Annotated in this window: 9 protein-coding genes; 1 reads left to right on the top strand and 8 read right to left on the bottom strand. The window is 46.7% G+C overall.

Translation table 11 applies throughout. The features are described 5' to 3' along the window. Positions 1-250 precede the first annotated feature (250 nt). The 8 genes from leuD to mutS all read right to left on the bottom strand — a co-directional run bounded on the left by leuD (position 251) and on the right by mutS (position 11,980). Positions 251-856: a 3-isopropylmalate dehydratase small subunit gene (leuD, locus tag C6Y39_RS16530; RefSeq protein WP_105932331.1), complete on the bottom strand. Its 606-nt coding sequence runs from the start codon at positions 854-856 to the stop codon at positions 251-253. A gap of 3 nt (positions 857-859) precedes the next feature. Continuing rightward, on the bottom strand, positions 860-2,260 hold the full coding sequence (gene leuC, locus C6Y39_RS16525; RefSeq protein ID WP_105932330.1) for a 3-isopropylmalate dehydratase large subunit: 1,401 nt from the start codon (positions 2,258-2,260) through the stop codon (positions 860-862). A 9-nt stretch (positions 2,261-2,269) separates the two neighbouring features. After that, a complete protein-coding gene (gene leuB / locus C6Y39_RS16520; RefSeq protein WP_105932329.1) occupies positions 2,270-3,367 on the bottom strand; it encodes a 3-isopropylmalate dehydrogenase in 1,098 nt (365 codons plus the stop codon). Then, complete coding sequence (gene leuA, locus C6Y39_RS16515) at positions 3,368-4,927, bottom strand: 2-isopropylmalate synthase (RefSeq protein WP_105932328.1); 1,560 nt, start codon at positions 4,925-4,927, stop codon at positions 3,368-3,370. A gap of 449 nt (positions 4,928-5,376) precedes the next feature. Then, the gene (locus tag C6Y39_RS16510; RefSeq protein WP_105932327.1) at positions 5,377-6,111 is read right to left on the bottom strand and encodes a hypothetical protein; all 735 of its coding nucleotides are present in this window, start codon (positions 6,109-6,111) and stop codon (positions 5,377-5,379) included. A gap of 145 nt (positions 6,112-6,256) precedes the next feature. After that, positions 6,257-7,549: a phosphopyruvate hydratase gene (eno, locus tag C6Y39_RS16505; protein WP_014975823.1), complete on the bottom strand. Its 1,293-nt coding sequence runs from the start codon at positions 7,547-7,549 to the stop codon at positions 6,257-6,259. A gap of 59 nt (positions 7,550-7,608) precedes the next feature. Beyond that, positions 7,609-9,240: a CTP synthase gene (locus C6Y39_RS16500; RefSeq protein WP_105932326.1), complete on the bottom strand. Its 1,632-nt coding sequence runs from the start codon at positions 9,238-9,240 to the stop codon at positions 7,609-7,611. A 136-nt stretch (positions 9,241-9,376) separates the two neighbouring features. Beyond that, complete coding sequence (gene mutS, locus C6Y39_RS16495; protein ID WP_105932325.1) at positions 9,377-11,980, bottom strand: DNA mismatch repair protein MutS; 2,604 nt, start codon at positions 11,978-11,980, stop codon at positions 9,377-9,379. Between the two features lie 143 nt (positions 11,981-12,123). On the opposite strand from mutS, the gene C6Y39_RS16490 reads away from it, so the two are divergent. After that, a complete protein-coding gene (locus C6Y39_RS16490) occupies positions 12,124-12,663 on the top strand; it encodes a CinA family protein (RefSeq protein ID WP_105932324.1) in 540 nt (179 codons plus the stop codon). The last annotated feature ends 3 nt before the right edge of the window (positions 12,664-12,666 follow it).

The raw sequence follows: 12,666 nt of genomic DNA, 5'->3' as shown, positions 1-12,666 counted from the left end.
GCATATTACTGCCAAAACCATCAACTACAATAGAAACGAATAGTACGATATTCCAATAGAAAAAGTGAGGTGTTTACACATCTTTCGCATAAATAATAGTGAATGTAAGTGTAAGTTCAATGCTGAATAGACGGGTAATTTTTGAAAAAAGACATTAAGCCTTGCTGGTGCAAGTTCGGCAGATATAAAAAGAGCGCTTTTATAGCGCTCTTTTTAGACTTAGCGTCTTAAAAAACGTTGAAGATCTGTTTTACAACCACGCTGGTTGCTTATCTTCAAAAGCTTCAATTGCTTCGGTTAGTTCGAGTGTTTGCCCAATAGCGTCCAACCCTTTAATTAGGTTGTTTTTATGATGTTCCGCTATATCAAAACTAAAGCTAGTTTCATCAAAGCTTACGGTTTGTGCAGGTAAGTCCACGGTTATTTCAATCGCTGGATTAGCTTTTAGTGCAGCAAACAATGCGTCCATTTGCTCGCTTGATAATGCCACTGGCACTAGCTGATTATTAATGCAGTTACCGTAGAATATATCAGCAAAGCTGGTGGCAATAACTGTTTTGAAACCAAAGTCGGCAAGTGCCCACGGGGCGTGTTCTCGGCTTGAACCACAGCCAAAGTTTTCGCGCGCTAGCAATATGCTTGCGCCTTTATGTTCAGGCTTATTCAGCGCGAACGCTGGGTTTGGCTCTTTCTCTTCTAAATCCAAATAACGCCAGTCGTGAAACAAATGTTTGCCGTAGCCAGCACGAGTTACGCCAGTTAGAAACTGCTTTGGAATGATTTGGTCGGTATCGACATTGGCCTGATCAAGTGGCGCAGCAATGCCTGTGTGTTGTGTAAAACCTTGTTCAGACATAACTTACTCCTGATAATCTCTAACGTCAGCAAAGCGACCGGTAATTGCAGCAGCGGCAGCCATTGCTGGGCTTACTAAGTGAGTACGCGCCCCACGGCCTTGACGGCCTTCAAAGTTACGGTTACTGGTAGAGGCACATCTATCACCTGCCACCAATTTGTCGTCGTTCATACCAAGGCACATTGAGCAGCCAGGCAAACGCCATTCAAAGCCCGCATCGATAAAGATTTTATCTAGACCCTCGGCCTCTGCTTGGCGTTTAACATTACCTGATCCTGGAACCACAATAGCAGTCACTGAATCGGCGACTTTGCCGCGTTTGGCAATTTGTGCAGCGGCGCGCATATCTTCAATACGTCCGTTGGTACATGAGCCGATAAATACGTGGTTAACGGCTACGTCGGCAAGCTTTTCGCCGGGTTTTAGGCCCATGTATTCAAGTGCTTTCACTGCGCTTTCTTTTTCAATCGGATCGCTGAAATCTTCGGGTGCAGGAACAGGCGTGTTTACGCCAATAACCTGGCCTGGGTTTGTACCCCAAGTAACCTGAGGAGCAATATCTGCCGCTTCAAGTTCAACCACAGTGTCAAAGGTGGCGCCCTCTTCGGTGTAAAGGGTTTTCCAGTAAGCGACGGCGTCTTCCCAGTCTTGGCCTTTAGGCGCGTATTCACGGCCTTCAAGGTAAGCAAAGGTTTTCTCGTCTGGTGCAACAAGGCCTGCTTTCGCACCAGCTTCAATACTCATATTGCAAACTGTCATGCGCTCTTCCATGCTCAAACCGCGGATAGCTTCACCTGCGTATTCGATAACATGACCAGTAGCGCCGGCATGGCCAATTTTTCCAATAATGGCAAGGATGATGTCCTTTGCGGTGATGCCGACTGGAAGCTTACCATTTACGTTGATAAGCATGCTCTTCGCGCGGCTTTGCTTCAACGTTTGTGTCGCCAGTACGTGCTCTACCTGCGAGGTACCAATACCAAAGGCTAGCGCACCAAATGCACCGTGGGTAGCTGTGTGAGAATCACCACATACCACCGTCATACCCGGCTGAATCAAGCCCAGTTCAGGGCCCATTACGTGCACAATACCTTGCTTCTGGTGACCCACTGGAAATAGCTGAATACCGTGTTCTTCACAGTTGGTCGCTAAGGTTTGTAGTTGAAGCGCGTTAGCTGGTCCACACGCGTCGATTGCCAGTGATCGGGTTGATATACTGTGATCCATGGTGCCAACAGTGCGATCTGGGCGACGTACTTTGCGGCCTTTTTCATTAAGGCCAGCAAATGCCTGAGGTGACGTCACCTCATGAATTAAATGGCGATCGATATAAATTAAGCTGTCTTCACCAATTTGGTCGATAATGTGGGCTTGCCACACTTTGTCATATAAGGTCTTGGCCATGAGGTGTTTTTACTCCTGCGCCATTAATTGTTTAACGATTTCATCGCCGACTTGCGACGTGCTTGCCGCTTGGCTGCGTTTGTCAGAAGGAAGTAACTCGCCTGTAAGTACACCTGCTTCTAGTGTTGCTACGACCGCTTTTTCGATGGCGTCTGCGGCATCACCTAAGTTCATGCTAAAACGCAGCATCATGGCGGCTGATAAAATTTGTGCGATAGGGTTAGCAATGCCCTGACCAGCAATATCAGGGGCGGAACCGCCTGCTGGCTCATAAAGGCCAAAGCCTTCTTCGTTCATGCTTGCAGATGGCAACAAGCCCATAGAGCCTGTCATCATCGCGCATTCATCAGAAACGATATCGCCGAATAAGTTTGAACATAGCATTACATCGAACTGTGCTGGGTTCTTCATGATTTGCATGGTGGCGTTGTCGATGTATATATGGTCCAGCTCTACATCTGGATAATCTTTTGACACTTCTTCTGCAATTTCACGCCATAAACGGCTGGTTACCAGTACATTGGCTTTGTCTACTGACGTCACTTTGCCGCGACGTTTCTGTGCTGCTTCAAACGCAGCAATAGCAATACGGCGAATTTCACGTTTGCTGTAGCGCATGGTGTCATACGCGAACTCTTCTTCGCCTTCACCTTCACGGCCCTTGGGCTGACCAAAGTAAATGCCGCTGGTTAGTTCGCGCACAACTAAAACGTCTACGCCTGATTTTGCGATATCTTCGCGAAGGGGAGACAAACTCTCAAGGCCAGGATAAATACGCGCAGGTCGTAAGTTACTGAACAAGTCAAAATGGCTGCGTAGGGTTAGTAATGCCGCGCGTTCTGGACGTTGTTCTAGTGGCAGTGTGTCCCACTTAGGGCCGCCGATACTGCCAAACAAAATCGCATCGGCTTGCTCACAACCCAACAGCGTTTTTGAGGGCAGGGCTTCACCTTCAGTATCAATGGCGTAGCCACCCACAGGATATGCAGTGCGGTTTAGGGTTACGTTAAATTTCTTTTCAACAGCATCTAAAACCTTATTGGCTTCCCGCATAACTTCTGGGCCGATACCGTCTCCGGCTAATACGGCAATTGAATACTGGCTCATTTATACTCCTGCAACGCGTTCTTGTTGATTTTTTTGCTGATCAATTTGATCGGCTAAATAAGTGTTGTTTAATACGAAGATAAGGGCTTTCACGCCAGCCTCTACAATATCTGTAGCAAGACCTATTCCGTGGAAACGGCGGCCTTTATAGGTAGCGATTACGCTCACCTGAGCTAGGGCGTCGGCACCTTCACCTTTTGAATCTAGTTTAAAGTCGACAACTTCTAAATCTTCGTGACCCAGTATAGACATTATGGCTTTATACGCAGCATCTACAGGGCCATTACCAATGCTCGATTGAGTAATTTCTTCACTGCCCACTTTCATTTTAACAGTGGCGCTTGGAATGATCTCACGGCCAGAGTTAGCTTGAAGATAAAGCAACTGGAAATGTGCTTGGTCGTGTTTCTGTTTATCGAAGAACAACAAGGCTTCAAGGTCGTAGTCGTACACTTGGCCTTTTTTATCTGCTAACTTCAAGAATGCGTCGTATACCGCCTCTAAATCATAGTCTTCTGCTTTGTAGCCAAGCTCTGTTAATCGGTGTTTGATAACATGGCGTCCAGAACGTGACGTTAGGTTAAGATTGTTCTTATTAATGCCCACACTTTCTGGTGTCATGATTTCATAGGTATTTTGCGCTTTTAAGACACCGTCTTGGTGAATACCAGATGAGTGGCTAAACGCGTTTGCGCCCACAATGGCTTTGTTGGCCTGAACCGGCATATTACAAAGCTGGCTCACTAACTTTGAGGTACGTGAGATTTCGGTAGAGTTGATATTAGTGTCGAAGCCCAACATGTTCTTACGGGTCTGCAAGATCATGGCAATCTCTTCAAGTGATGCGTTACCCGCGCGCTCACCAATACCGTTAATAGTGCACTCAACTTGTCTGGCACCTTGCTCGACGGCTGCTAATGAGTTCGCAACAGCTAAGCCTAAGTCGTTGTGGCAGTGTACAGAAATTGTTGCTTTGTCGATGTTCGAAACGCGATTGAACAGCTGTTGGATAATACCACCGAACTCAGTTGGTGTGGTGTAACCAACGGTATCTGGAATGTTGACGGTTGTAGCGCCTGCATCAATTGCGGCTTCAACCATACGGCATAAGTAATCGATATGAGTACGACCGGCATCTTCACAGGAAAACTCCACATCGTCAGTATATTGTCTGGCGTGCTTTACCGCTTTTACCGCCATCTCTACGATTTCGTCCTGGGACTTTCTGAGCTTGGCACCCACGTGAATTTCTGAGGTGGCGATAAAGGTGTGAATTCGGAATTGCTCTGCCACACTCAACGCTTGGCCACAGGCATCAATATCACCCGGTAACGCACGAGATAACCCGCAAACGATAGAGTTTTTAACTTCTTTGGCAATCATTTGTACCGAACGAAAATCGCCCGGTGACGAAACAGGAAAACCTGCTTCTATGATATCTACACCTAAACGCTCGAGCGCCAGCGCAATCTGTAATTTCTCTTTGGCACTTAGGCTTGCAGGTAAGGCCTGCTCACCGTCTCGCAATGTGGTATCAAAGATTTTCACTTGATTTGTCATGACGCTCTCTCAGTTGAATAGTTAAAAAAAAACCCGTGCTTTGCACGGGTCTTTGTAAATTTAAATCGCTGGTCGCAATCTACCCGTGCAGTCTGGCTGCCATAAGGAGTAGAGATAGAAGAATGAAACGAATACGCATTTGCTGTTGTTTCTTTGCTGACCAAGTTGATAGCGACAATGTACCCATGTGGCACGAAGAGGTCAACCATTGATTACGATAATGACTATATTTTTCCTGTATAAAAGCAGTTTTTTAATTATTTAGGATGGTTATCCTAGGTTTATTGGTTTTGGAAGGGCTGGACAGGTGGTTTTTCGCTAATGATGCAGCTGCGAGCCTTGTGATCGTTATCAATTAGGACGTTTGTACTAAATTGGAGTGCTGTGGATGGTTGGTCTTTTTGGTTTTTTATGCATTTTAAGTGATTTTATATGCTTGTATATCCGTATCATCTATCAAGCAAAGTAAAGTTCTTCCAATTGATTTGAGTAGATAAACGCATTTCGCGAAGGGATAATGCACGTGGGGAGCGCTTTGATTTAAAACTCCATGCATGGCCACATGATGCTGCAGTCATAATCGCTTTTGAAGGCCGCAGTAGTTTCTTGTTTTCAACTGAAAGCGCTGCAGCCTCTGATAAATCATCCCGTTGTGTAGTTGAGTGAATACACTCCCCCGTGTTAGCGAACCACCCATTTTTGTTCAGATGAAGTTGTGTGTTGTCTTGGTTGACCATATCAATGGAATCAAGCTCAATGTGAGACCCTTCCATATTTAAAACTAAAACCGGTACAACAAGGCCGTACCCAGCGTTTTTTGAATACCATTCTTCACGTTTTTCTACATCGTCTAGATGATTAATGCCTGGACACTTCGCAGATTGCTTGGAATACCAACTTCCATTATGAGTATCTGTTTTTAGGGGAGATGGGTTAATTGTGTTGTCGTTATTTACCATATATCGAGCAATGGCTTTTACGTGGTATGGAAGCCCACCCATTCGGCGTCTAAGTAATGACAAGTTTTTTATTTCACTATGAGCGAGAGAGATAATTTCTCTTTCATACAGAGCAGTACATATTTCATTGAATTGAGGGTGGCTTCCACCGAGTTCACCAGCGTCGCTGAAAAAGCCAACTTGAGTATTGGGAGTGGAGTGGGAAAGTTCGTCGCCTTGAGCCATCGGGGTTTTCAAATGCCTTTCTAAAGTTCTTTAACCCTAGCAAGATTCGGCGCTTGATGCTACATGGTTTCATCAAGTAGAGCGAAAACTAGACACAAAAAAGCCGCTATACAAAGCGGCTTTTTATCATTTTTGAAGGCGTTAATTATTGACCTTTAATTTCGCTACGGCCTTTGTAAGTTGCAGCGTCACCTAGCGCTTCTTCAATGCGAAGAAGTTGGTTGTACTTAGCAACACGGTCAGAACGGCATAGTGAACCTGTCTTGATTTGACCCGCTGCTGTACCTACTGCAAGGTCAGCAATGGTTGCATCTTCAGTTTCACCAGAGCGGTGAGAGATAACCGCTGTAAAGCCCGCATCTTTTGCCATTTTAATAGCGTTAAGGGTCTCAGTTAGTGAACCGATTTGGTTGAACTTGATAAGGATTGAGTTACCAATGCCGTTATCAATACCGCGCTTAAGAATTTTAGTGTTAGTTACAAACAAGTCGTCTCCAACAAGCTGTACTTTGTCACCAATCTTCTTAGTTAGGCTTGCCCAGCCGTCCCAGTCGCTTTCGTCTAGGCCGTCTTCGATAGATACAATTGGGTATTGTGAAGAAAGATCAGCAAGGTAGTCGCCAAACGCTTCTGAATCGAAGCTCTTGTCTTCGCCAGAAAGTACATATTTGCCTTCTTTGTAGAATTCAGACGCCGCACAGTCAAGCGCTAGCGTGATGTCTTCATTCATTTTGTAGCCAGCATTTTCAACAGCTTCAACGATAACCGCTAGTGCTTCAGCGTTTGAACTAAGGTTAGGTGCAAAACCACCTTCGTCGCCAACTGCCGTGTTTAGACCTTTAGCAGAAAGTACTTTCTTAAGTGCGTGGAAGATTTCAGCACCCATACGTAGTGCTTCTTTGAAGCTCTTCGCGCCAACTGGCTGTACCATGAACTCTTGAATATCTACGTTGTTGTCAGCGTGCTCACCACCGTTGATGATGTTCATCATAGGTACTGGCATAGAGTATTGGCCAGATGTACCGTTTAGGTCTGCAATGTGCTCGTAAAGCGCTACGCCTTTCTCAGCTGCCGCTGCTTTCGCTACAGCAAGAGAAACTGCAAGGATTGCGTTCGCGCCAAGGGTCTCTTTGTTTTCTGTGCCATCAAGGTCAATCATGATGCCGTCGATATCAGCTTGCGCTAGTGCGTCTTTACCGATAAGTGCTGGCGCGATGGTATCGTTAACTGCTGCAACTGCCTTTGTTACACCTTTACCTAGGTAACGAGACTTGTCGCCGTCGCGTAGTTCTAGTGCTTCGCGGCTACCAGTAGACGCACCAGATGGTGCTGCAGCTCGGCCCATTACGCCTGATTCTAAGTATACATCTGCTTCTACAGTAGGGTTTCCGCGTGAATCTAAGATTTCGCGTCCGATAATGCGACTAATTTTCGCCATGTTTTTTCCTCAACAATTGAATGGGGTGCAACGGGAGAGAGCACCCCTTTTATTAGAAATTAGTGATTTTCTTTCTGGTATTTTCCTGCCGCAGCAACGAAACCAGTGAATAATGGGTGTCCATCCCGAGGAGTTGATGTGAACTCAGGGTGGAATTGGCCCGCAATGAACCAAGGATGATCAGGGATTTCCACCACTTCTACAAGTCGCTTGTCAGTGGACAAACCACTTACCTTTAATCCCGCCGCCTCTATTTGGTCGCGCAGATTGTTGTTCACTTCGTAACGGTGACGGTGGCGCTCATAAATTTCTGCGTTGCCATACATCTCATGAACTTTTGTGCCTTCAATAAGGTGACAAAGCTGGCTGCCCAGGCGCATGGTACCGCCTAAATCTGATGTTTCAGTTCGCACTTCGGTCGTGCCCGCAGCATCTAACCACTCAGTGATGAGGCCGACAACAGGGTAAGGTGTTTCAGGGTCAAACTCTGTGCTGTTCGCGTTTTCCATTCCAGCAACATTGCGTGCGTATTCGATGAGAGCTACTTGCATACCTAAACAAATGCCAAGGTAAGGAACTTTGTTTTCACGGGCATAGCGGGCTGCGGCAATTTTTCCTTCAATGCCACGCTCACCAAAGCCGCCAGGTACCAAGATAGCATCTAACTGCTCTAGAATTTGGGTGCCTTTGCTTTCTACATCTTGTGAATCAATATGGTGGATGTTCACAGTTAGGCGGTTTTTAAGCCCTGCGTGTTTGAGCGCTTCATTAACAGACTTGTAGGCGTCAGGTAGCTCTACATACTTGCCTACCATACCAATGTTTACTTCAGCGGTAGGGTTTGACTCAGCGTAAAGCACTTGTTCCCACTCAGATAAGTCGGCTTCTTCACACTTAAGACCGAAGCGGTCAACCACGAGCTGATCCATGCCTTGTGCTTTAAGTGCAGCTGGAATGCGATAAATGCTGTCTACGTCTTTCAAAGAGATAACAGCTTTGTCAGCAACATTAGTGAACAGCGCAATTTTAGAGCGCTCGCTGGCCGGCAGTGCACCTACTGAGCGACAAACAAGAATATCCGGCTGAATACCAATAGAACGCAGTTCTTTTACTGAATGTTGAGTAGGCTTAGTTTTTACTTCACCTGATGCTGGCATGTAAGGTACTAACGTTAAGTGCATGAACATAGCGCGTTCACGGCCCACTTCGGTACCAAGCTGACGAATAGCTTCCAAGAATGGTTGTGACTCGATGTCACCTACGGTTCCGCCCACTTCCACAATAGCCACATCATGACCTTCAGCACCTTCAATCACGCGGCGCTTAATTTCATTGGTAATATGAGGAATAACCTGAATGGTTGCGCCTAAGTAATCACCGCGACGCTCGCGCTTCAGTACTTCTTCATATACCCGGCCGGTTGTGAAGTTGTTGCGCTTAGTCATACGGGTGCGAATAAAACGCTCATAGTGACCAAGGTCGAGGTCGGTCTCTGCGCCGTCATCGGTAACAAATACTTCACCATGCTGAATAGGGCTCATTGTGCCTGGGTCGACGTTGATATAGGGGTCGAGCTTTAACATGGTAACGGTGAGACCGCGAGCTTCAAGAATTGCGGCTAACGATGCTGCAGCAATACCTTTACCTAGCGATGAAACTACACCACCGGTGACGAAAATATAATTTGTCATGCGAAACCTAGAACGTTTGGGTTGTATGATAAATATAGGCTGAGTTTAGAACAAAACCAGCTACACTTTGGACGGGGCGATAGTATACGCAAAATCATGTGGGCAGACAATCAATTTGCCCACATGATGCACAATTTTACGATTGGCTTAAGCGCTTGAGTGTGTAGATGAGGTCAAGTGCTTGGCGCGGTGACAACTCATCGGGTGATAAGTTTTCAAGGGCTTCTACCACGGGGTGCGGTTTGTCTGGAAAAAGCATCTCCGCTTGGCCTTTAGCTTTAGACCCGTTGCTGGCAGAGGTTTTCGCCTTGCTCATTGGTGCTGTCGGCTTGTCTTGCGCGTCTTCTGACACACTTTCGCCGTTTATCATAAGGTGTGATGATTCCAATACGGCCAGCTTTTGTTGGGCCGCTTTTATCACTGCTTTTGGCACGCCAGCAAGCTGTGCGACTTGTAAACCAAAGCTCTTGCTAGCAGCGCCCTCAGAGACGGTATGCATAAAGCGTATGGTATCTTCAAACTCCATCGCATCTAGGTGCACGTTTACGACGCCACTTTGCGTTTCTGGAAGTTCAGTAAGTTCGAAGTAGTGCGTCGCAAAAAGCGTATAAGCGTTAAGCTGCTTCGCCAAATAACTCGCGCAGGCCCATGCTAGCGACAAACCATCGTAGGTACTCGTACCACGACCGATTTCATCCATTAATACAAGCGAGTTTTCGGTAGCATTATTAAGAATATTTGCCGTTTCCGTCATCTCAACCATAAAGGTAGAGCGGCCAGAGGCTAGATCGTCTGAGGCACCAATACGAGTGAAAATTCTATCAAGCTTTCCGATGTGAGCATTTTCTGCAGGCACAAAGCTGCCAATGCATGCCAACAAGGCAATCAGCGCGGTTTGGCGCATATAGGTTGACTTACCGCCCATGTTCGGGCCGGTTATGATCAGCATGCGGCGCTCGGAATCAAGCTGAAGCGGGTTCGCAATGAAAGGGTCTTTCATCACGTTTTCAACCACAGGGTGGCGACCGGCGTCATAGGTAAGTGCGCATTCTTGACTTAAATGTGGGCGATGCCAGTCAAGGGATACGGCACGTTCTGCAAAACAGCACAGCACGTCCAGCTTGGCTAGTGCTGCGGCGGTTTCTATTAAATTGTTAAGGTAAGGTGCAAAGTTGTCGAACAAGGCTTCATAAAGCTGCTTTTCTAGCGTAAGCGCAGCGCCTTGACTGCTGAGCACTTTATCTTCGTGTTCTTTAAGTTCAGGCGTTATGTAACGTTCCGTGTTTTTGAGGGTTTGTCTGCGAATATATTCTGCAGGTGCTAGAGCACTGTTAGCTCGGCTAATTTCAATGAAGAAGCCATGTACTCGGTTGTAACCTACTTTGAGTGTAGAAATTCCTGTGCGTTCTCGCTCTCGCTGCTCCATGGCGTCTAGGTAGTCAGTTGCGCCTTGCGATAGCTTACGCAGTTCATCAAGCTCTGCGTTGTAGCCCTCGGCAATCACGCCACCGTCCCTTATAACGACAGGAGGATTGTCGATAATAGCTTCGTTCAGCAGGGCTTGAAGCTCAGGGTAAGTGCCAATAGTTTCGCTAATGCTTTTAACTTGCCCTGTATCGAATCGACCAAGCGCATCTTGTAAATCTGGCAGGGCATTAAACGCATTTTTTAACCGCGCAAAGTCGCGTGGTCGGGCTGAGCGAAGCGCTAATCGCGCCATAATGCGCTCGATATCACCAATGTGCTTTAACGCGGTGCGAATATCTTCAGGGTCATCATTAATGAAAGTTTCAACAGCATCTAAGCGACTGTGCAATTCATGTTGATCAGTCAAGGGCGAGTGAATAACGCGCTGAAGCATGCGACTACCCATGGCCGTAGTGGTGGTATCCATCACGCTAAACAGGGTATTTTCCTGTCCGCCAGACAAATTATGGGTAAGTTCTAAATTTCGGCGAGTGGCCGCATCTAGCTGCACGCGGCTGTCTTGCTGTTCGGTCTGAATGCGGCGTATATGCGGCAGGGCCGTGCGCTGGGTATCCTTTACATATTGTAAAACACAGCCTGCGGCGCCTAAGCCTTTAGTGACGCCTTTTATTCCAAAGCCATCTAATGTTTTGGTTTCAAACTGTGCGTTTAATTGCTCTGTGGCGGTATCAATGTCGAATTCCCATTCAGGACGGCGTCTAAGCCCTTTGCGGTTTTCTATAAGTGGTAAACTTTCAAACCCTTCCGGATAAAGCAGTTCCGCAGGGTTTACTCGCTGTATTTCAGCTAATAGGCCTTCATCACTATCGCTCTCGAAAATAACAAAGCGACCGCTAGTAACATCCAACGTTGCCAAACCATAATGCATACTATGACCGCATACTGCGGCAAGAATGTTATCACGGCGCTCTTCCAAAAGAGCTTCGTCGGTAACTGTACCAGGCGTAACAATACGTTGTACCGCTCGCTCTACAGGGCCTTTGCTAGTAGCTGGGTCGCCTACCTGCTCGCAGATAGCAACCGACTCACCCATCTTCACTAGGCGTGAAAGATAACTTTCTACCGCGTGATAGGGCACCCCTGCCATGGGAATAGGTTCGCCACCAGATTTTCCTCTGGCTGTTAATGAGATATCCAGTAATTCAGCAGCTTTTTTGGCATCGTCGTAAAACAACTCATAAAAGTCGCCCATGCGATAAAACAGTAAAATATTCGGATGCTGCGCCTTAATAGTCAGGTATTGGCGCATCATAGGAGTATGTGATTCCAAAAAATGCCTCTGCGAATTTGTTGCTGGGTTTAATGCCTGTTGAGGGGAATAAATGATAAACTCACGCCCACTAAGATCAAGCGAAGATCTGATAAAGAACAACAGGTGTAATTAGGTATATCCAAATGAGCACAACATTTTCAACTGATTCGACAGCAAACGCCACCCCTTTAACACTTGATAGCGCATTATCTGCTCAGGTTCAGGTTTTAGGGGATGCTCTCAGGGCAAAAGGCTGGACGGTCTCATGTGCTGAGTCGTGTACAGGCGGAGGCGTGGCTTTTGCTTTTACGAGCATGTCTGGTAGTTCTGACTGGTTTAATCAGTCATGGGTGACGTACTCAAATGATGCGAAGCAAAGCACATTAGGGGTTACCAAGCAGACGCTTACAGCGCATGGTGCAGTGTCGAAGCAAACGGTAAAAGAGATGGCGGATGGCGTGCGCCGCAACAGTGGAGCACAGCTGGTAGTAACGGTTAGCGGTATTGCCGGGCCTGGTGGTGGCAGCGAAGAAAAGCCGGTGGGCACTGTTTGGTTTGGCTTCTTGTGTGGGGAACACGAAGCGCAAGTTAAGCGAGTATTTAGCGGCAACCGCGATGAAGTACGTCAACACGCTATTACCTTTGCCATTACTCATTTAATTAAAATGTTGAGTGAAAATTAAAAA

Origin of the sequence: Alteromonas gracilis (assembly GCF_002993325.1) — a bacterium.
Taxonomy (GTDB): Bacteria; Pseudomonadota; Gammaproteobacteria; order Enterobacterales; family Alteromonadaceae; genus Alteromonas; species Alteromonas gracilis.
Note: the sequence above shows the minus strand (reverse complement) of the source record. Positions and strands in the feature narration are given on the sequence as shown.

Excerpts from the sequence above, each read along its gene's own strand:
- leuB (WP_105932329.1), bottom strand. The coding sequence starts at position 3,367 with ATGAGCCAGTATTCAATTGCCGTATTAGCCGGAGACGGTATCGGCCCA.
- C6Y39_RS16490 (WP_105932324.1), top strand. The coding sequence starts at position 12,124 with ATGAGCACAACATTTTCAACTGATTCGACAGCAAACGCCACCCCTTTA.
- mutS (WP_105932325.1), bottom strand. The coding sequence starts at position 11,980 with ATGATGCGCCAATACCTGACTATTAAGGCGCAGCATCCGAATATTTTA.
- C6Y39_RS16510 (WP_105932327.1), bottom strand. The coding sequence starts at position 6,111 with ATGGCTCAAGGCGACGAACTTTCCCACTCCACTCCCAATACTCAAGTT.
- leuA (WP_105932328.1), bottom strand. The coding sequence starts at position 4,927 with ATGACAAATCAAGTGAAAATCTTTGATACCACATTGCGAGACGGTGAG.
- leuD (WP_105932331.1), bottom strand. The coding sequence starts at position 856 with ATGTCTGAACAAGGTTTTACACAACACACAGGCATTGCTGCGCCACTT.
- eno (WP_014975823.1), bottom strand. The coding sequence starts at position 7,549 with ATGGCGAAAATTAGTCGCATTATCGGACGCGAAATCTTAGATTCACGC.
- leuC (WP_105932330.1), bottom strand. The coding sequence starts at position 2,260 with ATGGCCAAGACCTTATATGACAAAGTGTGGCAAGCCCACATTATCGAC.
- C6Y39_RS16500 (WP_105932326.1), bottom strand. The coding sequence starts at position 9,240 with ATGACAAATTATATTTTCGTCACCGGTGGTGTAGTTTCATCGCTAGGT.